This window comes from Pseudomonas sp. XS1P51, from assembly GCF_054897845.1.
In genome coordinates this window covers 317,343-339,394 of the sequence record NZ_CM142707.1, presented here as the reverse complement: position 1 = coordinate 339,394, position 22,052 = coordinate 317,343, and the positions used below count along the sequence as shown (strand labels likewise).

The 22,052-nt window shown below is 60.0% G+C and carries 21 protein-coding genes; 13 read left to right on the top strand and 8 right to left on the bottom strand.

Features of this window, described 5'->3' with window-relative positions; genetic code table 11:
- Positions 1-29: 29 nt before the first annotated feature.
- The 5 genes from ACYZUD_RS01640 (at position 30) to ACYZUD_RS01620 (ending at position 4,585) form a co-directional block, all read left to right on the top strand.
- Positions 30-1,361, top strand: a complete 1,332-nt coding sequence (locus tag ACYZUD_RS01640) for an aromatic ring-hydroxylating dioxygenase subunit alpha (RefSeq protein ID WP_145318300.1) — start codon at positions 30-32, stop codon at positions 1,359-1,361.
- Positions 1,351-1,884, top strand: a complete 534-nt coding sequence (locus ACYZUD_RS01635) for an aromatic-ring-hydroxylating dioxygenase subunit beta (RefSeq protein ID WP_462022299.1) — start codon at positions 1,351-1,353, stop codon at positions 1,882-1,884. The genes ACYZUD_RS01640 and ACYZUD_RS01635 overlap by 11 nt, the downstream gene beginning before the upstream one ends.
- Positions 1,884-2,477 (top strand): cysteine hydrolase family protein, encoded by a 594-nt coding sequence (locus tag ACYZUD_RS01630; protein ID WP_462022298.1) that lies wholly within the window; start codon positions 1,884-1,886, stop codon positions 2,475-2,477. Before ACYZUD_RS01635 ends, ACYZUD_RS01630 begins: the two co-directional genes overlap by 1 nt.
- Positions 2,474-3,286, top strand: coding sequence for an SDR family oxidoreductase (locus tag ACYZUD_RS01625; protein ID WP_462022297.1), 813 nt, complete (start codon positions 2,474-2,476; stop codon positions 3,284-3,286). Before ACYZUD_RS01630 ends, ACYZUD_RS01625 begins: the two co-directional genes overlap by 4 nt.
- 63 nt (positions 3,287-3,349) lie before the next feature.
- A complete protein-coding gene (locus tag ACYZUD_RS01620; protein ID WP_462022296.1) occupies positions 3,350-4,585 on the top strand; it encodes a dienelactone hydrolase family protein in 1,236 nt (411 codons plus the stop codon).
- A gap of 54 nt (positions 4,586-4,639) precedes the next feature.
- Here ACYZUD_RS01620 and ACYZUD_RS01615 read toward each other — a convergent pair whose 3' ends face one another.
- The 3 genes from ACYZUD_RS01615 to ACYZUD_RS01605 form a co-directional block, all read right to left on the bottom strand.
- The gene (locus ACYZUD_RS01615; protein WP_462022295.1) at positions 4,640-5,638 is read right to left on the bottom strand and encodes an AraC family transcriptional regulator; all 999 of its coding nucleotides are present in this window, start codon (positions 5,636-5,638) and stop codon (positions 4,640-4,642) included.
- A 27-nt stretch (positions 5,639-5,665) separates the two neighbouring features.
- On the bottom strand, positions 5,666-6,679 hold the full coding sequence (locus ACYZUD_RS01610) for an AraC family transcriptional regulator (protein WP_462022294.1): 1,014 nt from the start codon (positions 6,677-6,679) through the stop codon (positions 5,666-5,668).
- A 363-nt stretch (positions 6,680-7,042) separates the two neighbouring features.
- Entirely contained in the window at positions 7,043-8,299 is a 1,257-nt protein-coding gene (locus ACYZUD_RS01605) for an OprD family porin (protein ID WP_462022293.1), read from the bottom strand.
- 412 nt (positions 8,300-8,711) lie between these two features.
- On the opposite strand from ACYZUD_RS01605, the gene antA reads away from it, so the two are divergent.
- From antA to ACYZUD_RS01565, 8 genes are all read left to right on the top strand, one after another.
- Entirely contained in the window at positions 8,712-10,115 is a 1,404-nt protein-coding gene (gene antA / locus ACYZUD_RS01600) for an anthranilate 1,2-dioxygenase large subunit (RefSeq protein ID WP_462022292.1), read from the top strand.
- 2 nt (positions 10,116-10,117) lie between these two features.
- On the top strand, positions 10,118-10,609 hold the full coding sequence (gene antB, locus ACYZUD_RS01595; protein WP_462022291.1) for an anthranilate 1,2-dioxygenase small subunit: 492 nt from the start codon (positions 10,118-10,120) through the stop codon (positions 10,607-10,609).
- Positions 10,610-10,627: 18 nt separating this feature from the next.
- Entirely contained in the window at positions 10,628-11,653 is a 1,026-nt protein-coding gene (antC, locus tag ACYZUD_RS01590; protein WP_462022290.1) for an anthranilate 1,2-dioxygenase electron transfer component AntC, read from the top strand.
- 107 nt (positions 11,654-11,760) lie between these two features.
- The gene (locus tag ACYZUD_RS01585) at positions 11,761-12,921 is read left to right on the top strand and encodes an ABC transporter substrate-binding protein (protein WP_462022289.1); all 1,161 of its coding nucleotides are present in this window, start codon (positions 11,761-11,763) and stop codon (positions 12,919-12,921) included.
- Positions 12,922-12,985: 64 nt separating this feature from the next.
- Positions 12,986-13,897, top strand: a complete 912-nt coding sequence (locus tag ACYZUD_RS01580; RefSeq protein ID WP_462022288.1) for a branched-chain amino acid ABC transporter permease — start codon at positions 12,986-12,988, stop codon at positions 13,895-13,897.
- 10 nt (positions 13,898-13,907) lie between these two features.
- Positions 13,908-14,933 carry a branched-chain amino acid ABC transporter permease gene (locus tag ACYZUD_RS01575; RefSeq protein WP_462022287.1) on the top strand — a complete coding sequence of 342 codons (1,026 nt, stop codon included), beginning with the start codon at positions 13,908-13,910 and terminating at the stop codon, positions 14,931-14,933.
- Positions 14,930-15,679, top strand: coding sequence for an ABC transporter ATP-binding protein (locus ACYZUD_RS01570; protein ID WP_462022286.1), 750 nt, complete (start codon positions 14,930-14,932; stop codon positions 15,677-15,679). The genes ACYZUD_RS01575 and ACYZUD_RS01570 overlap by 4 nt, the downstream gene beginning before the upstream one ends.
- Positions 15,672-16,358, top strand: a complete 687-nt coding sequence (locus ACYZUD_RS01565; RefSeq protein ID WP_462022285.1) for an ABC transporter ATP-binding protein — start codon at positions 15,672-15,674, stop codon at positions 16,356-16,358. The genes ACYZUD_RS01570 and ACYZUD_RS01565 overlap by 8 nt, the downstream gene beginning before the upstream one ends.
- 63 nt (positions 16,359-16,421) lie before the next feature.
- Here the strand turns inward: ACYZUD_RS01565 and ACYZUD_RS01560 are convergent, their stop codons facing one another.
- The 5 genes from ACYZUD_RS01560 to ACYZUD_RS01540 all read right to left on the bottom strand — a co-directional run bounded on the left by ACYZUD_RS01560 (position 16,422) and on the right by ACYZUD_RS01540 (position 22,021).
- Positions 16,422-17,045: an NIPSNAP family protein gene (locus ACYZUD_RS01560; protein WP_462022284.1), complete on the bottom strand. Its 624-nt coding sequence runs from the start codon at positions 17,043-17,045 to the stop codon at positions 16,422-16,424.
- 134 nt (positions 17,046-17,179) lie between these two features.
- A complete protein-coding gene (locus ACYZUD_RS01555) occupies positions 17,180-18,178 on the bottom strand; it encodes a 3-hydroxybutyryl-CoA dehydrogenase (protein ID WP_462022283.1) in 999 nt (332 codons plus the stop codon).
- The gene (locus ACYZUD_RS01550; protein WP_462022282.1) at positions 18,175-19,281 is read right to left on the bottom strand and encodes an NAD/NADP octopine/nopaline dehydrogenase family protein; all 1,107 of its coding nucleotides are present in this window, start codon (positions 19,279-19,281) and stop codon (positions 18,175-18,177) included. The genes ACYZUD_RS01555 and ACYZUD_RS01550 overlap by 4 nt, the downstream gene beginning before the upstream one ends.
- A gap of 141 nt (positions 19,282-19,422) precedes the next feature.
- Positions 19,423-20,604 (bottom strand): alpha-hydroxy acid oxidase, encoded by a 1,182-nt coding sequence (locus tag ACYZUD_RS01545; RefSeq protein WP_462022281.1) that lies wholly within the window; start codon positions 20,602-20,604, stop codon positions 19,423-19,425.
- A 139-nt stretch (positions 20,605-20,743) separates the two neighbouring features.
- Positions 20,744-22,021: an OprD family porin gene (locus ACYZUD_RS01540; RefSeq protein ID WP_462022280.1), complete on the bottom strand. Its 1,278-nt coding sequence runs from the start codon at positions 22,019-22,021 to the stop codon at positions 20,744-20,746.
- Positions 22,022-22,052 lie beyond the last annotated feature (31 nt).

The window sequence follows — 22,052 nt, the reverse complement described above, 5'->3', positions numbered from 1 at the left end:
CTCTTTATGGCTGGTTAAAAGGAGACATCATGATTCCCTCGAACGAACAGATCGCGGCACTGATCCGCGACGACAGCGTGCACAAAAGCGTCTACACCGACCCTCAACTGTTTGATCTGGAAATGCAGCGAATCTATGGTCAGGCATGGATTTACGTCGGCCATGAAAGCCAGGTCAAAAACGTCGGTGACTACCACACCACGCGCATTGGCGATCAGGACGTGATTCTGGTTCGCGGTGCCGACAAAAACGTCAACGTGCTCTACAACCGTTGCCCGCACAAAGGCGCCAAGCTGGTGGCCGAAGGCGACGGCAATGTCGGCAAGTTTTTCCGCTGCCCTTACCACGCCTGGACCTTCAAACTTGACGGCCAGCACCTTTCGGCACCGTTGAAGAACGGCTTCGAAGGCACCTGTTTCAACCCCCGGCACCCGGACTTTTCAATGGTGAGCCTGGCGCGAGTCGACAGCTATCGAGGCTTCGTGTTCGCCAGCCAGATCGATCATGGTCCAGACCTGAAAAGCTTTCTCGGCGGCGTGATCACCTCCATCGACAATCTCTGCGATCGCTCGCCGGTGGGTGAAGTCGAAGTGGCCGGCGGTATTTTTCGAGTCATGCAGCGCTCCAACTGGAAAGTCTTCTACGAAAATCTCCACGACACCATGCACGCTCGCGTCACGCATGAATCCTCGGTGGACGCGGCCCGCAGCGAAGCCGAATCCTTGGGAGAAATGCCTTTCGAACTGCTGATCATGGACGGCAACGGCGAACCCTATGATTTCTGGGAGAAGCTCGAACTGCGTGCCTACAACAATGGACATGGCTACATGGAAGCGATCTTCGACCCGGCAGCCGCCGAGCGCGACGATGTGTCCAAGGCCCACTTCGAATGCCTGAGCGATGCCTATGGCGAAGAACGCGCCCGAGACATCATGGGGATGAATCGCCACAACACCGTGATCTACGGCAGCGGCTCGCCCCACACCGTGTTCATGCAGTTCCGGGTGATCCGGCCGATGGCCGTCGACCGCACCCTGGTGGAAATCCAGACGTTCCGCTGCAAAGGCGCTCCGGATGCCGTATTTGATCGGGCGCTGACGTACGCCAACGTCATCAACTCGCCCTCCTCCAACGTCATGCCCGACGACGTCGAAGTCTATGCCCGCTGCCAGGAGGGCAACATGACCCGCGGTGGTGAATGGATCAGCATGCATCGTTATGTCGGCACCGACCGGCTGCTGCCCGATGGCGCGGTCTCGACCAATGGCACCAGCGAGCTGCCGATGCGCAACCAGTTCGCCGCCTGGAAGCACTACATGACCGCCACCCTGATCGCCAAGGAGAGCACCCATGCTGCTTGATCGCACCTTTGACGTCTCGACTCACGCCCTGATTCCGGCCCAGGTATCCAGCGAAACCTTGCGTGAGATCGAGCAGTTTCTCTATCGCGAAGCACGCCTGCTGGATGAGCGCCGCTTCTGGGAGTGGGACCAACTGTTTACCGATGCGGGCATGTACTGGGTGCCGCACCAACACGGGCAGGTCGACCCTTTCGAACACATTTCGCTGTTCTGGGAAAACCGCATGTTGCGCGAAGTGCGCATTCGCCGGGTAGAGAACGTACGTAACTGGTCGCAACAACCACCGACCCGTACGGCTCATCTGGTGGGCAACGTCATGGTCGAAGGGCTCGACAGTCAGGGGTTGCTGGTGGTGAGTACGACGTTCCAAGTCAGCGAATGGCGTCTTGAACAGCGTCAGTTGGCCGGGCGCTACACCTACAAGCTGGCCAGTCAGGACAGCGGCGGCTGGAAAATCCAGCTCAAGCGGGTTGACCTGATCAACTGCAACGATGTGTTTGCCAACCTTGAGGTCTTTGTCTGATGGGGCGCCCAACCGTACTGGCCCTGCACTATCAAAACGACGTCTTGCACCCTGACGGACGCATCCGGGTTGGGCTCGCAGCCGATGATCCGGCACGCGACGCCGTGCTGGACGCCGCCATCAGGCTGCAGCAAGGTGCCCGCGCACGGGGCTGGCCGATCATTCATGTGCGCGTGGCGTATCGCCCGGACTATGCCGACCTGGTACAGAACGCGCCGATCCTGCGTGCCGTCGCCGCCAGCGGTGCCGTACAGGAAGGCACCTGGGGCGCGCAGTTCCATGACACGCTGCAACCGCTGGAAGGCCCGGACGAGTTCGTCGTCACTCATACCCGAATCAACGCGTTTTACGGCACACCGCTGGACACCCTGTTGCGCCAGCTCGAAACGCGACAGTTGCTGATCGCCGGCGTCGCCACCCACTCGGTGGTGGAAAGCACGGTACGGCATGCTGTCGATTGCGGCTTCGAGGTGACGGTGCTGGCCGACGCCTGCGCCGCCGCCCGCCCCGCGACTCATCTGGCGGCGCTGGACAGCATGCGGTTGATCGCCACTGTCACGGATGTCGCAAGCACCCTGGAGTCAATGCCATGAAGTCCATTCCCACTGCCAACCTGCAAGGTCAGGTGGCGATTGTCACGGGCAGCACCCAGGGCCTGGGTACTGACATTGCTCGTCAACTGTTAAACGCCGGCGCCAGCGTCATGCTGGTCGGCCGCAACCGCAACATGGGGGCGGCGCTGGCCAGCGAGTTGGGTGAACGTTGTCGCTTTGTCGCCTGCAATGTCGAGCTGGACGAGGATATCGATGACTGTATCGACACAACGCTGGCCGCCTTCGGCCGTCTCGACATTCTGGTCAACAATGCCTGTGTCTACGACGATCAGGGGCTACAGTCAGACCGCGCGCAATGGTTGAACACCCTCAACATCAACCTGGTGTCGGCGGCCATCTTCGTACAGAAAGCCGCGCCGCACATGAGTGAAGGCGGCACCGTGATCAACATCGGCAGCACCGGTGGCAAGTTTGGCGCAGCCGGGCGAGCCCTGTACCCGGCGTCGAAGGCCGGATTGCTACAGCTGACCCGAAACCTTGCGGTGAGCCTGGCGCCGGCTTCGATCCGGGTCATCAGCGTCTCGCCGGCCTGGACCTGGTCGCCGTCGGTGGCGAACCTGAGCGGTGGCGACCTTGCCGTGGCCGACCGCGTGGGTGCCACCTTTCACCCGCTTGGGCGCGTCGGGCGCGGCGAGGAGATCGGCCACGTGGTCGCCTTCCTGTGCAGCCATGGTGCGTCCTGGATTACCGGGGTGGACATTCCGGTGGACGGCGGTTTCTCGATCCTCGGCCCCGATCAGGGGCTCTCGCCACGCGCGTGGTTCGAGCGCTTGCGTGACCCGGCCTGAATCGCTTCGCCTATTGAGCACCGCCAACAAAACCTGATGAAGAGTCGATAACGAGGTAACACCATGGGCAAGATGATCACCGTAAAAGCCAGCGACGGCAGCGGCAGTTTCGCCGGTTACCTGGCGCTACCCGCCAGCGGCAAAGGTCCCGGCGTGGTAATAGGCCAGGAAATCTTCGGCATCAACGCCAACATGCGCGAAGTAGCCGATTTTTACGCCGAGGAAGGGTATGTCGCCTTGGTGCCGGACCTGTTCTGGCGCCTGGAGCCGGGCGTAGATCTGGGGTACACCGAGGCCGACTTCGCCCGAGCAATCGAGCTGTTCCAGCGCATGGACGTGGACAAGGCCGTCGATGACATTGACGCCAGTTTCAAGGCGCTTCGCAATTTGCCCGAAGTCGAGGCCGCAGGTTTCGGCTATGTGGGTTTCTGCATGGGCGGCAAGCTGGCCTACCTGACGGCGACGAGAACCGACGCGGCCTGCTGCGTGGGCTACTACGGCATGGGTATTGAACATCTGCTAGACGAAGCCGACAACATCAAAGGTCACCTGGTGCTGCACTTCGCCGAACAGGACGGCTACTGCGACGCCAATGCCCGAACGCTGATCAGTCAGCGCCTGGACAGACGCAACAACGTCGAGATTTACACCTACCCCGACGTCGACCATGCCTTCGCCCGCAACGGTGGCATGCACTACAACAAGCCGGCCGCGTTGATGGCCCATCAACGCAGCATCGCCGCACTCAAACAGGCCATCGGCCCGAACTACAACCTGTCCGAACTGTGGGAAAAGCACATCGAATTCGAGTTTGCCGTCCGCGATGTCCCGGCGACCATGGCGACCATGGTTGCCGAACCTTACGTCAACCACATTCCGACCATGACTGGTGGCGTGGGCTACCGCGAACTGAGCCGCTTCTACCAGAACCATTTCGTCCACGCCAATCCGCCGGACATGAAGCTGGTGCCCATCTCGCGCACTGTAGGGGCCTCGCAGATCGTCGACGAGTTCGTGATGTGTTTCACCCACACCAGTGAAATCGACTGGATGCTGCCCAACGTCGCGCCGACCGGTCAATACGTCGAAATACCGATGCTTGGGGTTATCAAATTTCGTGGCGACAAGCTGTGTCATGAACACATTTATTGGGACCAGGCTAGCGTTCTGGTGCAGATCGGCCTGCTCGACCCCATCGGGTTGCCCGTGGCCGGTATCGAAACCGCGAAGAAACTGCTCGACGAACAACGGCCGTCCAATACGCTGATGGGCAAATGGGCGGGCAGCGCCGAACAGTAATCGAACACTGCACCCTGTAGGAGCGAGCTTGCTCCTACAAGGGGCAGCGTTTGATTATCTGATGGCAGCCGTCTGATGCGGGAGTTCGCCAAAGCGTTCACGGTAATAACGGGCGAAACGACCGAGATGACCAAAGCCATGCTCCAGAGCGACTTCGGTAATGCTCAAGTCGCGACGGCCGAGCAAACGATCACGCACCGCTTCAAGCCGCAGGTTGCGCAACCGCTCCATGGGCGTTTGTCCGTAACAGCGCTGGCACAGGGTGTTGAGGCTGCGCTCGCTCATGCCCGCCGCGGCTGCCAGTTTACCCAGGGAAAGTGCTTCACCCAGGCGACTGCGCATCAAGTCTTCGATCTTATGCAACTGTCGCAATGCCTGACGCTGTGCCGGCGACTCAACGACCGCTATCGGTGACCCGTCGACTTTCGGTGGGTGGGTCAGCAGGAACAGCGGCAGGCGTTCCTCCAGATGTCGTAACCAGTGAGCATGCACCGGCTCACCCGCGCTGGCGCCCAGCTGTTCAAGCAAATCATCGACCAGGCGCAACCAGCCACGCGCCTGACCGGTGTCGAGCCGGTAGGCGGGTGGCAAGCTAAAATCGGCGGCCAGCCCTCCTTCGTCCACCAGCCGTTCCTGCATCAGCCTCAACAAGGAGCGCGGCACCTTGAGCAGCAATTGTTCGCAGCCACGGTGCCAGACCAGTCGGGCCTGGCGATTGGGCGCGAGCACCGCCACCTGCCCCTCCTCCAGCTCCAGCGCCAGCCCATCGCACTCGATACTGGCCCGCCCGCGCAACGGCATCTGCATCAATACGAAATCGGTAAAAGGCCGTGGCCGTACCTCAACCTCGGCGCCGTAACGCAGGACAAACAATTGGCAACGCCCCACTTCAGCGCGAAAAAACGCCGTGTCGACATTACCAGTGCGCCAGCTCAAGTCATGTTCGACCAACTCACGCGCGAGCAGCCGATGACTTTCCTGCCGCGAGCGGCTGGTGAAGACCGGTGTCTGGCACAGCCTCGACAGATCAAGCCCCGCGCCAGCGCCAGGCATAGGGTGAACCGATAGCGCAGCCATGGCTCAAAGCGACCGGTTTCGGCGAGCTTCGTTACGTTGCAGGGTGGTGCTCGGCGTTTCATCGAACAACTTGCGATACTCGCTGGAGAACCGTCCCAGGTGGGTAAAACCCCACCCCATGGCAATCACCGAGATATTGCGCGCCGAATTGTCCTCGAGGATTTCCTGGCGTACGGCACCCAGCCGGTGCTTCTTCAGATACGCCATCGGCGACATGCCAAAGTATTTCTTGAAACCTTCGAACAGCTTGAACCGCGACACACCGGAAATCGCCTCGATGTCTTCTAGGTGCAGCGCTTCGCGGGCATTTTCATGGATGTACTGTTTGGCTCGAATCAGGTAGTGCGGCAGTTTGACGCCGAGCACATTGCGCAATTCATCGGAATAGTTGTTCGGCTGGGCGAGGATCAAGCCCTTGATCAGCGAGCTCTCGATGTCGCGAGTGAAAAACGTCTGGTCATACAACTCGTGGCTGCGCTCCAGCTCGCCGATAAAGTAGCGAGCCATGCGCCACCAGGACGCGGAGGAACCGTTGACGGCGTCCATCACCGGCTCGAAACGCAAGGGGGTTTCCAATGGCCGCTGCAGCATGTCTTCAAGGGACTTGCGCATGGCCGCACGGGTGATGGCGACCTGGATCTTGCGGCAATCACCGTTGATCGACAGCTCTTGGTTTTCGTGGGGCGACACGATGACTGCGCTGTCGCGATCGGACGTCACCTGACAGCCCTGCTTGCTTAAGTGCTGTTCGCCAACGAGGGGCAGACTGAGGCTGTAGCTGTTCAGGTGTTCGGCGTCTTCGATGCCGACCGTGACGTCGGTGCCGTACTCGATCACCCCCAGTGTCGTGGACATGGATTTGAGCACATTGCCGCTGTGATGGAACTGAATGCGGTTGGGATGGCTGGTCTTGAGCAGATGCGGCCCACAGATTCCGGCCATCCACTGCCGGGCACCATTGAGGTCATAACGCTCGATACGAATGTCACGAACATGTACATCAGGACTTGTACTCATCACGGGGCACCCACGGCTGTTTTATGAACGCGCTCTAACGGCACGCCTCTGTTAGAAAGAGCAATCTTCATGCCGCGTGGCTCCCTCCGGGGGCCGGCCGAAATATGCGGATAACATTCACCGAATAATCGGATAGGGACAGCGCATCGCCAGAACCGTCCATCCCCGTGAACGCCTTTCTCACGCCGTAAACACAGGTATGGCGCTGCAAAAAAGAGCAGACACCCACCGGTCGGCACAATAGGCATGCATTGAACACCAGGCGGGATTGGGTATTACCTGCCCAGATGAGCAGGCAGGTGTTACCCCCTGGATTTGTTGAAGCGCAGGAGACCGAAATCTCGTTCGGGTGGGGCTGGTCGCTTACCAGAATTTCCAGGTGTAGGTGGTGATAAGACGGTTTTCGTCGAAGTCATTACCATGGCGGAATTTGACGTTGATGTTGCGCAGTTCGACGCCAAGGTTCTTCAGCGGACCTTCCTGAACCACATAGGACAGATAGATATTGCGCTCCGATTCGCTGTTGTCGCTGAGGGCGCCGCGATCGATGTCGGTGCCGCGCATGTAACGCGTCATCAGCTTCAAGCCAGGCATACCCACGCCAGCGAAATCGAAGTCATAACGCGCCTGCCAGGATTTTTCGTTGGGTTTGACGAAGGCGATGGCGGACCAGTTCACCAGGTAGGGCTGCGGCGCGTAACCGTTGAGGGTCGGGAACGTGCTGTCGCCGAGCATCCGTTGATAACCCAGGCCAAAGGAGTGGGCACCTTTGCGCACGGTGGTCATGGCGCCATAGGAGCGGTTATCGATGCGACCGTACAGGGCGTCGCCATCTTCCTTGTTGTTGAAATAACGCAAATCGGTTTTCAGAGCGTAGCCGCCGCCCAGGTCGGCCAGGTAGGTTGCGCCCAGGTAATGCTGACGGTAGATGTCTTCCAACTGCCCGTAGAAATAGGTCCCGGTCAGCGCCGGCGTGAAGGCGTAACTGGCGCCGCCAAAGTTCAAACCGTCGCTGCGGCGCTGCACGTCAGGCCCGTTGAACAAGTACATTTTTTCGCTGTTGGAGGATTCACGGCCGCTGATTTCGGTAAAGCGTCCGCCTGTCAGCGTCAGCTTATCCACCTCTTTGGACTCGATCAGGGTGCCGTGATACGTGGTGACCAGTTGCCGCGAATCGTCGGTGTAGGCCACCGGCAGCGTTGGCCGATGCTCACCGTATTTCAACTCGGTCTTGGAGTAGCGCACCTTCGCGGTGTAACCACCACGGCCGTAATCGGTCGCTTGTTCTTGCTTACTGACGCTATAGGGAATGATGCTGTCAGGCCCCCTGCCACCACCGCCGTCGAGCCGGTAGGCGTACTGCATCGAAGCATCCAGGCCAAACTGCAGCGGCCCCTCGGTGTAGCCCGAGATGAAGCGCAGGTCGAAGCCCTGGGTCCAGCTGCCGACGCGGGAATTCTTCGGGTTTTCGCCCTTGAAGTCGCGATCGATATAAAAGTTGCGCAAGCCCAGCCCCAGGTGGCTGTCTTCAACGAAGTCCGCCTGGGCCATCATCGGTGTAATCATTCCGGCCAGGCTGGCCGTCTGCACGCAACGGGTAAACCAACTCGCTTGAAACATAACTTATCCCCTCTTATTTAATGTGCGAACACATCAAGTAGCGGCGCGACCAAAGTGATCACTCCAATAGTTGGCAGTTGTTTCTTTATTAAAATATTCAGCATGAGTCGTTATGGTTGATGTCGATCCGGCGAGACAGCCGATACGCATCGAGAATGATTAGGCAGCATCGGCGCCAGAGTCTCTATCCTGTTAATTCAAGACTCATATCCGTTTACTTAGAATTATCAATTTCCCCTCGTTCGCCGTGCCGCTTCCAGCCAGCGATGTCTGGGCCAAGGCGCACTGGCCAATTTTATGGACTGTGTTTGCCGACAAAGCGGATAGACCCCGAAGCGGGCAACTTATTTAATGCAGACACGAACAACTTATTGAACGCACGAATTATCCCGATGCAACGAGGTATCGATTAATGAGCAGTGCCAAAAGCGTCGAACAGTGGAAAAGCTTTATTGAAGGCTGCCTGGACTTCCGGCCAGCGGAAGGCATCTTCCGAATTGCCCGGGATATGTTTACCGAGCCGGATTTGTTTGATCTGGAAATGGAACTGATCTTCGAGAAAAACTGGATCTACGCCTGCCACGAAAGCGAAATCGCCAACAAGCATGATTTCATGACCATGCGCGCCGGTCGTCAGCCGATGATCATCACCCGCGACGGCGACGGCCAACTCAACGCACTGATCAACGCCTGCCAGCACCGGGGCACAACCCTGACCCGCGTCGGCAAGGGCAACCAGTCGACCTTCACCTGCCCATTCCATGCATGGTGCTACAAAAGCGATGGTCGCCTGGTCAAGGTCAAGGCACCCGGTGAATACCCGGAAGGTTTCGACAAAGCCACCCGCGGCCTGAAAAAAGCCCGCATCGAAAGCTACAAAGGATTTGTATTTGTCAGCCTCAATGTCGAGGGCACTGACTCGCTGCAAGACTTCCTCGGCGACGCCAAGGTGTTCTTCGACATGATGGTCGCCCAGTCACCCACCGGTGAACTGGAAGTGCTGCCGGGCAAGTCCGCCTACACCTACGACGGCAACTGGAAACTGCAGAACGAAAACGGTCTGGACGGTTATCACGTCAGCACCGTGCACTACAACTACGTGGCCACCGTGCAGCATCGCCAGCAGGTCAACAGCGAGAAAGGCCTGGCCGGGGCCGATACCCTGGACTACAGCAAGCTCGGCGCTGGCGACAAGGAAACCGACGACGGCTGGTTTGCCTTCCACAACGGCCACAGCGTGCTGTTCAGCGATATGCCCAACCCGGCGGTACGTCCCGGATACAGCACGATCATGCCGCGCCTGCTCGAAGAGTACGGCCAGGGCAAAGCCGAATGGATGATGCACCGGCTGCGCAACCTGAACATCTACCCGAGCATGTTCTTCCTCGACCAGATCAGCTCGCAGTTGCGCATTATTCGTCCGATCGCCTGGAACAAGACCGAGATCAACAGCTTCTGCCTGGGTGTGGTCGGCGAGTCGGATGCCGATCGGGAAAACCGCATTCGTCAGTTCGAAGACTTCTTCAACGTGTCCGGCATGGGCACCCCCGACGACCTGGTGGAATTCCGCGAAGCCCAGCGCGGTTTCCAGGCACGTCTGGAGCGCTGGAGCGACATTTCCCGCGGCGTGGGCAAGTGGGTCGAAGGGGCGACGCCCAACAGTGAAACCATCGGCATCTCACCGGCACTGACCGGCACCGAGTTCACCCATGAAGGCCTCTACGTCAATCAACATGGCAACTGGCAGCGCTTCATGCTCGAAGGCCTGGAGCGCAAGGCCGCCGAAGAGCAACCGTTGAAACTGCGTGAGGTGTGAACATGAATTCGCAACTGCAATACCGCATCGAGCAATTTTTCTACCGCAACGCTGAAGCCTGCGACGCCCAGGACTGGGATACGTATTTGTCGATGTTCAGCGACGACAGCGAGTTCCACCTGCCGCAATGGGACTCGGAGCATGTCTACACCACCGACCCGAAAAAAGGCATGTCGCTGATTTACTACCCCAACCGTGGCGGCCTCGAAGACCGGGTGTTCCGCATTCGCACCGGGAAAGCCGCATCGACCATTCCGATGCCGCGCACCCTGCACCTGATCAGCAATGTGCGGATTGCGCCACTGGACAACGATGAGCTGGAGGTGCGGGCCAACTGGCACACCCTCTACTACCGCCTGCAAACCGCCGAGCAGTTTTTCGGTCGCGCCACCTACCGCCTGCGACCCGATGGCGAGAGCTGGAAGATCAGCCGCAAGCATGTGGTGCTACTCAACGACACAATCAATTCGGTGCTCGATTTTTATCACCTCTGACTGGCGGAAATCTGGATCATGAGTCACAAGGTCGCGTTCAGTTTTGCCGATGGCAAAACCTTGTTCTTCCCGGTACAGAACAATGAAATCCTGCTCGATGCGGCGCTGCGCAACGGCATCAATATCCCGCTCGATTGCCGGGAAGGTGTGTGCGGGACATGTCAGGGGCGCTGCGAGTCGGGCCAGTACAGTCAGGACTATGTCGACGATGAAGCGCTGTCGGCCGACGACCTGCGCCAGCGCAAAATGCTGACCTGCCAGACCCGCGTCCAATCCGATGCTGCGTTCTACTTCGACTTCGCCTCCAGCCTATGCAATGCGCATGGCCCGGAGCGGCTCAAGGGTATCGTGCGGGCCGTCGAGCAGGTATCGCCGAACACCGCGATCCTGCATCTGGACGCCGGTGCCGACGGCCAGCAACTGGACTTTTTGCCCGGCCAGTACGCTCGACTGCAAGTGCCGGGCACAGACGGCCAGCGCTCCTACTCTTTCGCCAACCGCCCCAATGGCAGCAACCAGTTGCAGTTCCTGATCCGGCTGCTGCCCGACGGGCTGATGAGCAATTACATCCGCGAGCGCAGCCTGATCGGCGACGAGATCATGCTCGAAGCGCCCCTCGGCGCCTTTTACCTGCGCCACGTCGACAAGCCATTAGTGTTTGTCGCCGGCGGCACCGGGCTCTCGGCGTTCCTGGGCATGCTCGATGAACTCGCGGAGCGTGGTGGCTGCGGGCATCCGGTGCATCTGTACTACGGCGTGCGTAACGCCGCCGACCTTTGCGAAACCGCGCGCATCGCGGCCTACGCAGAGCGGATTCCCGGTTTTCGCTTCACCCCGGTCATCAGCGATCCGGCCCCGGACTGGAGCGGCAAACGCGGTTACATCACCGAGCATTTCGACCTTGCCGAGTTTCGTGATCAGGACCTGGACATGTACCTCTGCGGCCCGCCGCCGATGGTCGAGTCGATCAAGCAATGGCTGGCCGTCCAGGCCCTGGATCAGACCCGCCTGTACTACGAGAAATTCACCGAAAGCAACACCTGACACTGGAACCCACAGCCAAAACAAATTTCCAGGCCCCCGGACATTTTTTACTGCCCTCAACTAACAACTACGTCACGCGCGATGCGGACTTCATTAAAGGCGGCACTATGAAAAAACTACTTGTGGGTACACTGCTGGCGGCCAGCTGCGTGACCAGTCTGCTGGCGCAGGCGCAGGACCCGGTGCGCATCGGTTTTATCACCACCCTCTCGACCCCCGCCGGTTATCTGGGCGAAGACTCCCGCGATGGCTTTCAGCTGGCCATCGATCAGGAGGACGGCAAGCTCGGCGGTGTGCCCGTAAACCTGCTGGTCGAGGACGACGGACTGCAACCGGCGCGCGCCAAACAAATCATCGACCGCATGAGCCTGGACGGCATTTCGCTGTACACCGGCGTGATTTTTTCCAATGTGCTGGCGGCAGTGGTCAACACGGCAACCAAGGACGGTTTCTACATCAGCAACAACACCGGCCCTTCGAGCCTGGCCGGCAAGCAGTGCAAGCCCAACTACTTCGTGGCCTCATACCAGAACGACACGATCCATGAAATGGCCGGTATCGCGGCCAATGAGCTGGGCTACAAAAAGATGGTCATCCTGGCCCCCAACTACCAGGGCGGACGCGATGCGCTGGAAGGCTTCAAGCGCACGTACAAAGGTGAGGTCACCGAGATCTACACCAAGCTCAACCAGCTGGATTTCTCGGTCGAACTGGCTCGGGTGCGTTCGCTGGCGCCGGATGCGATTTTCGAGTTCCACCCCGGCGGTGCCGGCATCAACTTCGCCAAGCAATACGGCAGCTCGGGCCTGAGCAAAACCATCCCGATGGTAGTGCCGGTGTTCTCCATGGACGAACGCATGCTCGCCGCCACCGGCGATGTGGCCAAAGGCATGAACATCGTGACCTTGTGGAACCCTGGATCTAAAAACCCGGCCAACCAGGCGTTCGTCAAAGCGTTCAGCGAAAAATACAACCGCGTGCCAACGGTGTATGCCGCTCAGACCTATGACACGGCGCGGCTGATCGGCGCTGCACTCAAGAGCGTGGACGGCAACACCAAAGACCCCGCAGCTTTTCGCCAGGCGCTGCGCGACGTCAAGTTCGACTCGATCCGTGGCGATTTCGCTTTCGGCAAAAACCAGCATGCGGTCATCGACTGGTACTTGCTGCGCGTAGAAGCCGACGCCAACGGCAAGCTGGTCCAGGTGCCGGTGCAGACCATCGCCAAATCGCAAGTGGACAGCTTCGCCGCCGAATGCGCCCTGTGATCCGACCTTTCGGTCTCGTGCCTGGCAGCTTCGGCTGCCGGCACTTTTCGTAGGATTCCCCAGCATGCTGTTACTTGAACAAATTCTGAACGGCCTGCAATACAGCGCCTTGCTGTTTTTGCTCGCCTCCGGCCTGACGCTGATCTTCGGCATCATGGGCGTCATCAATCTGGCCCATGGTGCCTTCTACATGGTCGGGGCATTCTTCGCCGCCTACACTGCTTCGCTCAGCGGCTCGTTCTGGCTTGCCGGGCTGGCGGCGGTGATTGGCTCCGCACTGTACGGGCTGCTGATTGAAACCAGCATCATGCGCCGTCTCTACACCCGCGATCACCTCGACCAGGTGCTGGCCACCCTGGCCGTAGTGTTTTTCACCAACGAGTTGATCACCGTGCTGTTCGGTCGCAGTCCGCCGGCCATGCCGACACCCGAGTGGTACGGCACCTTCGTCGAAGTCCTGCCAGGGTTGATGTACCCCGTCAGCCGCCTGCTGTTCATCGCTGCCGGGGCCTTGGTGGCGATTGCCATGTGGCTGCTGATCAACCATACCCGCCTGGGGATGCTGATACGTGCCGGGGCTGACGATCACGAGATGGTCGGTGCATTGGGCGTGAACATCGCGCGCCTCTACACCCTCGTGTTCGTCTTCGGCTGTGTGCTCTGCGGACTCGCCGGTTTCATGGCCGCCCCGCTGCTGTCGGTGGAAATCGGCATGGGCGAAAAAGTCCTGATCACCACGTTCGTCGTGATCGTCGTCGGCGGTGTCGGTTCGGTGCGTGGTGCGCTCGCCGGTGCTTTGCTGATCGGCATGGTCGACGGCCTCGGGCGAGCGTACATCCCGCAATTACTCGACCAACTGTTGCCCGCCGAAGTCAGCGGCACCTTGAGTGGCGGGTTGATTTCCGCCAGTGCCTACATCGTCATGGCCGTCGTCCTGCTGGTCCGTCCACGCGGCCTGTTGCCCGCCCGCGCCTGAGGAGAACTACATGTCCCGTCGAGTCCTTATCGATCTGCTCTGCCTGGCGACGTTCGCCCTCCTGCCGTTGCTTGCATCGTGGTTGCACGAACCCTTTCTGGTCAGCCTGTTCACGCGCCTGGCGATCTACGGCATGGCCGCCGCCAGCCTGGACCTGTTGATCGGCTATGGCGCGATGATCAGCTTCGGTCATGCAGCGTTCTTCAGTCTGGGTGGCTACGTAGTCGGCGTCATCGGCTTTCACACCTCCCAGGCCATGCCGTTGTGGGGCTGGGAAGGCTCAAGCAGCGCGCTGATCGTCTGGCCGTTGTCGCTGCTGGTCTGTGCGCTGTTTGCCCTGGTGGTCGGCTATCTGTCACTGCGTACCAGCGGCGTGCAGTTCATCATGATTACCCTGGCGTTCGGCCAGATGCTGTATTTCGTCCTCAGCTCGCTGTCGCTGTATGGCGGCGACGACGGCATCCTGCTCAACGAACGCAATACGCTGCCGGGCCTTGATCTGGAAAATTCGGTGCAGTTTTACTACCTGTGCCTGGGGCTACTGGTGGCGTGGCTGCTGTTCTGCCGGCGGCTGGTCAACTCGCGCTTCGGCTATGTCCTGCGAGGACTGAAGCAAAGCGAACGTCGCAGCATCAGCCTGGGCTTGCACCCGTTGCGCTATCGTCTGAGCGCCTTCGTCATCGCTGGGGTTGGCGGCGGCCTGGCCGGTATCTTGTGGGCCAATTACGCAATGTTCGTCAGCCCGGACATGGGCGCCTGGCACAAGTCCGGTGAGTTGATGGCGATGGTCATTCTTGGCGGCGTCGGCACCCTGCTCGGGCCGGTACTCGGCGCTGCGGTGTACCTGGGACTGGAGCAGGTGTTGAGCCTGTGGACCGAGCACTGGCTGCTGATCTTCGGTCCGTTGCTGCTGGTGGTGGTGCTGTTCGGCAAAAAAGGTTTGTACGGCCTGCTACTCAGCCCGTGGCCCCGCTGGCGCAAGCCCCCGGTGCCAAGCGCTCCGCCCGCCATTGCCAACAGCGAGGTGCGCTCATGATCCCGCAACTGTCGATCCAGGATCTGGAAAAAACCTTTGGCGCGGTCAAGGCCACCAACGGTGCAAGCTTCAATATTGCCCCGGGGGAACTGCACGCCATCATCGGCCCCAACGGCGCCGGCAAGTCGACACTGATTTCGCAGATCGCCGGAGAGATCCGCCCGGACAAGGGGCGGATCTTCCTCAACGGCCAGGACATTACCGACGTGCCCGCCCATCAACGCCCTCGCCTCGGCCTGGCGCGCGCCTTTCAGGTCAGTCAGCTGTATCCGGAGTTCACCCTGCTGGAAAACGTCGCCATCGCGATCGCTGCCCGGGATGGCCAGACCTTCGGCATGTGGAAACCCCTGAGCAGTGACAGTCGCCTGCTGGACCCGGCGGCGGACTATCTGCATCGTGTCGGCCTCGCTGCACGGGGCCAGGCGCTGGTCAGCGAGTTGTCCCACGGCGAAGGGCGGCAACTGGAAATTGCCCTGGCCCTGGCTCAGGAAGCCTCAGTGCTGTTGCTCGACGAACCGATGGCAGGCATGGGGGCCGAGGAATCGGCACGCATGACGCAATTGTTGCTCGAACTCAAGGGCCGCTACGCGATCCTGCTGGTGGAACACGACATGGACGCCGTGTTCGCCCTGGCGGACCGCATTACCGTATTGGTCTACGGCCAGACCATCCTGACCGGCAGCGTCGAGCAGATTCGCAACGACCCGCAAGTCCGTGCCGCCTACCTGGGAGAAGAACATGCTTGAAGTGTCTGGATTACAGGCCGGCTATGGCCTGAGCCAAGTGCTGTTTGACATGCACTTGAAGATCGAACAGGGCCAGGTCGTGTCGCTGATCGGGCGCAATGGCATGGGCAAGACCACCACGGTCAAGTCGATCATGGGTCTGCTCAAGCCCACCGCTGGCAGCGTCTTGATTCACGGTCGGGAAATGCGCGGCGCCCCACCCTACCGCATCGCCCAGGCCGGCCTGGGACTGGTGCCCGAAGGCCGGCGCGGTTTTGGCAGCCTGAGCGTGCGGGAAAACCTGCTGGCCACCGCGACCCGGGGCAAGTGGGACCTGGCGCGGATCTACCAGTTGTTTCCACGGTTGCAGGAACGCCAGGATCAGTTGTCGAAAACCCTCTCCGGTGGCGAACAGCAGATGATGGTGGTCGCCCGCGCCCTGCTGACCAACCCGCAGTTGTTGATTCTCGACGAGGCGACCGAAGGCCTGGCGCCGATCATTCGCGAAACCATCTGGAGTTGCCTGGCGAACTTGAAAGCCGAAGGCGAGACGATTCTGGTCATCGACAAGAACCTCAAGGAAATGGCGCGGGTGGTCGACTGCCATCACATCATCGAAAAGGGCCGACAGGTTTGGCACGGTACGCCGGTGCAACTGGCCGAAACACCGGAACTGTCCCAACGTTACTTGGGCGTATGAATCACAGGGTTTGAAGTTCCCCCTTTTGGGGGAACGCGTTGGATCGTGGATGGAGCAGCAGTCTCATTGCAGTGGCGAAAAGCTCGCCGGCAGGTAGATCGTCGAATGCATGTCGCGCAGTTGCGGGCCTGAATTTTCCGGCGGCCAGACGCCGTCCTGCACGGCACGGGTGCGCACGTCCAGACGTTGTTCGAGCGAAGCATAAGGCCAGATGTGCAGGTAGCGCGGCAACTGACCGTCGGTGGCATAGAAGGCGGCATACACCGTCGAGTATTGCGCGCCGGTTCGCGGCCCCACGGCTTTTTCCCAGCCTTTGAGCGTGGGTGCCAGCCCCGATGGCACGAGGTCGTAGACGCGAAGTTCGTAGAACGGCCCGTGGTGCCCGACCGGCAGCGGCTGGATAAAGGGAAACAACGTGTAGTTTTCCACGCGCATGTCCGTCAGATACGCCTCGATGCCAAACGCATCGGCACTCGACAGATAACGTTCGCGCTCAGCCTGGCGAGACGCTTCGTCGACAAAACCACGCAACACCGCGATCTGATTCAGCGGGCCGATTTCCGACGCCCAGCAGCCGACCAGTTTCACTGCGGCGTCATCGACGGCCAGGCGCTGCTCCAGACAAGCCATGACAGTGGCGACAGTGCGCACCCGCACGGTGAACGTGATCAATTCGTACAGCTTCATGACAACCTCGATTCAGGACCAGACAAATGCATGGATGACCTGCATCCACCACGAAAAAACCGACGCAGCCATAACGGCGCGCCGGTTGTGCAACCCGGTCGTGAAGCTGTCGCGATCACACGTCAGCTCCGCGCTCAGGACGTTGCCACGCCACCATTGAACACCGGCGACAGCCCCATCAACTCGAGTTTGCGGGTGAACTCACCCAGCCTCTGCAGTTTGTAGGCCTCCAGATCAACGTCCTGGTAATCATAAAATCCCTGACCTTCTCGAAGCCCGTTCCGCCCTTGCGCCATGTTCTCGGCAATGACTTTGGGTGGCAGGAAACGCGGATCGATGGCTTCAGCCAGGTAATGCGAGGCATAGAACAGAATGTCGCCGCCGCCCCAGTCGATAAATTCAAGCATCCCCAGCACGGAGAAACGCAGACCGAAACCGACGCGAATCGCGGTGTCGATGTCCTCGGCGCTGGCCACCCCCTCCTCGACCATTCGCGCCGCTTCATTCATCGCCAGGGCTTGGATCCTCGGCACGATGTAACCGGCTGCCGGGGAGCATTGCACGGGCACTTTGCCGATGCGCTTGAGCAATGCCATCAGGCGTTGCACCACCTGCGGGCAGGTGTCTTCGCTGCGGCTGACTTCGACCAGCGGCATCAGGAACGCCGGGTTCAGCCAATGGGCATTGACGAAGCGTTGCGGGTGCGTGACCAGTGCCGCCAACTGCGTCACCAGAAAGGTCGACGTCGTTGATGCAATTACCGTTTCATCGCCACACGCGGCACTCAGCCAAGCGAACGTCAGGGCCTTGAGTTCAAGCACTTCAGGCACTGCTTCGAACACGACAGCAGCACTGTGCAAATCGTCGCCACTGCCCTCGCGATCGCTCAAGCGTAAATGGCTCATCGCCTGTTCGACTTGCGCCGGATCGAGTGATCCCAGACGTGCAAGCGTTGCCAGTTCGCCGCGCAAGTGGCCCTCGATCTGGCGGAAGTAGCGGTCCTGCTCCACGGGCTCGCGTTGCTTGATATCGATCAGGGTCACCGGCAGTCCGGCGAACATGAACGCCAAGGCAATGCCCTCGCCCATGCGCCCCGCGCCGACGATACAGATGCGTTGCGGATCGGCGCTCATGCCTGCAATCCCTGGCTCAGGCACTGCGCCATTTCGCTGCGACTCAGTTGATCCAGCCCGAGGTTTTCCAGGGTTCGACCCTCGGCGTACAGATCGATGCCACTGACCACTGTGGCCAGGCTCAACAGGCCTTGGGCGACCGGCGTCGGCACGCCGGCCCAGCGCCCGACCGACACCAGAAACGACAAGCCCAGTCGTGTGTCTTCGAGCATGTAGCGGTGCTTTTGCAGGTCGATGTCTTCACGCCAGTCACCGCTGTCGGTCAGTTTGCCGTGAGCGCCGCGACCGTACATCCACTCATCGCCGTCGGTGGCGTAATGATCGGCCAGCGGGAAATGCGGCGCGCCATAGCCCAATGCTTCACGAACGGCGATACGCTCGGCGTCAAGGGCATTGGTCACGCGGCGGATCGAAGGCACGGTCCCTTCGTTGTGAATGTCCCAGGTTTCGAAATGCTCAAGTGGACCCGCGTTCATCAGGATCAACGGCGGATGAATGATCGGCCCGGCGTTCATCAGCGCGCCGCTGAGTGCATCTTCGATCGGTTCGACGCTGGGGTAAGCCTCGCGCAATACGGCGAACACCGACTCGCTCAAACGACTCGGAAAAACCCCGGTCGGCAAACGGGTCGCGTAGCCGCTGATCACCACCTGGTTATCGCCATGCTTGCGCGCCAGGTAGGGCAAGGTACCGGTCTCGGCAAACGCCACTTCGCTGTGATTCCCCACTTTCGCCATTGCCTGGGCGAACACCATGCTGCCGAACGTCCCCGGCGGCAGGAACACCACTTGCCCGTCGCGCAACAAGGGAGCCAGTTCGCTGGCAAGGGCTTGGTGAGAGGTCGACGGCAAGGCAATGACCAACAACTGTGCATCGGCCACGGCCTGTGCCAGATCGGCCGTCAAGGTCAGGGCATCCCCGACCTGCCCCAGGCTCAACCGGCGTTCGCCACGAAAGTCGCGCACGAGCAAATGACCGAGGCCTTGCAGTTTTTCCAGCGCGGCACTGTCCCGACGCCACAACCACACCGAATGGCCTTTTTCCGCCAACTCTATCGCTGCCGCGTAGCAACCGTGACCACCGCCGATAACACTGATATTCATGAATGCACTCCTGTAGAAGAGCCTCGATCCTAGCAACGGCTCCGGCGACCCACTGCCCGAAACGCGCAAGTGTCATTCCGATTCTGCAACGCAATAACCTGATCGTGCATGACCGTGAGACGAGTCAACGCACTTTCATGCTCAGGTGCGGCGACGCTGGAACACGCTGTCGCCGTCAAGGTGGTTGAGGTGGGTGCAGCCCATCAGGTTCATGGTCCGCGCCAGCTCTTCCGTCAATACGTCCAGCACCCGGCCAACACCCTCCTCACCTGCCACCGCCACGCCGTAAAGGGTGGATCGCCCCAGCAGCACGGCATCGGCCCCAAGCGCGAGCGCTTTGACGATGTCGCTGCCACGCCGGATCCCGCCATCCAGCAGCAGGCTGAGCTTCCCTTTCGCCCGGGGCGCGATGGCCGCCAGTGCGTCGAGGCTGCCGAGGGCGCCGTCCAGTTGGCGGCCGCCGTGATTGGACACCACCACACCGTCGAGCCCGAGGACGACGGCTCGCTCCACATCGGCCGGATGCAACACGCCCTTGAGCAACAGCCGCTCGCCCCATTGATCACGCAGACGCACCAGCATGTCCCAGTCAAGCAAGGTGTCCATTTGCTTGCCGATAAACGCCATCGATCCCAGGGGATTACGCTCGCCCGGCGGTAAGTAAGGCTCAAGATTGCCCATGCCAGGCAGCCCCGATGGCCACATCACTTGCTTGAGCCAACGCGGGTGACGGACCACGTCAACCTTGTTGCGCCATGTCAGCTGTCGCGGCCTGGCGAAACTGCGTCGGTCCCACTCGCGGTTGCCTAGCACCATCGCATCACAGGTCAACACCAGAGTCCGGCAACCGACAGCGGCGGCGCGCTGCAACAGGCTTTTTTGCACCGCCGGATCGCGCATGGCGTACAGCTGGAACCACAGGTCGACGCCAGGCGCCGCCGCAACAAGGTCTTCAAGAGAAGTGTTGGACGCGGTGCTCAGGCTGAACGGCAAACCACGTGCCGTTGCAGCCCTGGCCAAGTGAATGTCGGCATCGCGGTGCAACAGACCGTTGTAGCCCGTCGGCCCGATCAGCATGGGCATTGGCAGCACCTTGCCGAACAACGCGCGAGACGTGTCAGGCGCATGGCAGGGCACCATGGCTCTGGCGTGCAGGCCATAGGCACTGAACGCGTCGAGATTATCCTTGAGCGTCAGTTCGGCTTCCGCGCCACCGCTGAGGTATTCCCAGACGAAGTAAGGCACGCGTCGCCGGGCCATGTCGGCCAGTTCGGCAATGCTGTGCACACGATTCAAGTCGGAACCGGTATAGAAGCGACGCATAGGTCATCCTCGTAGGGCGGATAAAACTGCTGCGAAAAAAAGCCCGGAAGGAGCAATCCGGGCGAAGGAAAAGCAGTGTTGAAAATCTTTGCCCGATGCGCGGGCAAACCCGGAAGCCGCGAACGACTCCCGGGGGATTTCAGAACTTCCAGGTGTAGGTGGTGATCAGGCGGTTCTCCTGATAGTCCGCACCCGACGCACTGCCATTGCCATAACGCGTCTTGACGTCAATGCGGCGCCATTCGAAACCCACATCTTTGAGCGGACCGCTTTGCACCACATAGCCGAGCACGATGTTGCGTTCGCTTTCGACGTTTTGGTCGAGGGCATTGTTGCCCCGATCGACACCCGTGCCGCGCATGTAACGCGTCATCAATTTCAGACCCGGTAAACCGATGCCCGCGAAGTTGTAGTCATAACGCAATTGCCAGGAGCTTTCGTTCGGCTTGACGAACGCCACTGTCGACCAGTTCACCAGGTAAGGCTGCGGTGCATAGCCGTTGAGCGTCGGGAATGTCGACTCGCCAAGCATGCGCTGATAGCCGACACCGAAAGCATGGGCCCCCTTCTTCAGGGTCGTCATGATCCCGTAGGACTTGTTGTCGATGTCGCCGTATAACGCCTTGCCGTCCTCGCTGTTATTGAAGTAACGGAGGTCGGTCTTCAAGCCGTAACCGGCCCCCAGATCGTGGTTATAAGTCAAACCGAGATAGTGTTGTTTGTAGATATCTTCCAACTGACCGAAGAAGTAAGTACCGGACAAATTCGGCGTAAACGCATACGTGCCGCCCCCAAAGTTCAAACCGTCACTGCGACGTTTAACGTTGGGCCCATTGAACAAGTACATCTTCTCGGTATTGGAAGACTCCCGGGAACTGATTTCGGTAAAACGGCCACCAGTCAGTGTCAGGTTGTCCACTTCTTTCGATTCGAGCTGCACACCGTGGTAGGTGGTGATTAATTGCCTCGAGTCGTCGATGTAAGCCACCGGCAACGTCGGGCGAAGTTCACCTATTTTGAGTTCGGTTTTGTTGTAACGAACCTTGCCGGTCAGCGCCGCACGGCCGTAGTCGCGGACTTGTTCGCCCTTGCTGGAGTCGTACGGAATGATGCTGTCCGGACCGCGGCCACCGCCGCCGTCAAGGCGATAGGCATACTGCGCCGAGAGGTCCAGGCCAAACTGCAGCGTGCCTTCGGTATAGCCCGAGATCGCGCGAAAATCGAAGCCTTGGGTCCAACTGCCGACCCGTGATTGCGGCGCGTCATGCTGTTTGAAATCGCGGTCGATATAGAAGTTGCGCATCCCCAGACTGACTTGGCTGTCGTCTACGAAATCGGCCTGCGCAACGATAGGTGTGAAGATCCCCATTACGGCCGCGGTGGTGATGCCACGGTTTACCCAGCTCTTCTGGAACATCAAACTTTCCTTCTTTTTTACATGCACGAAG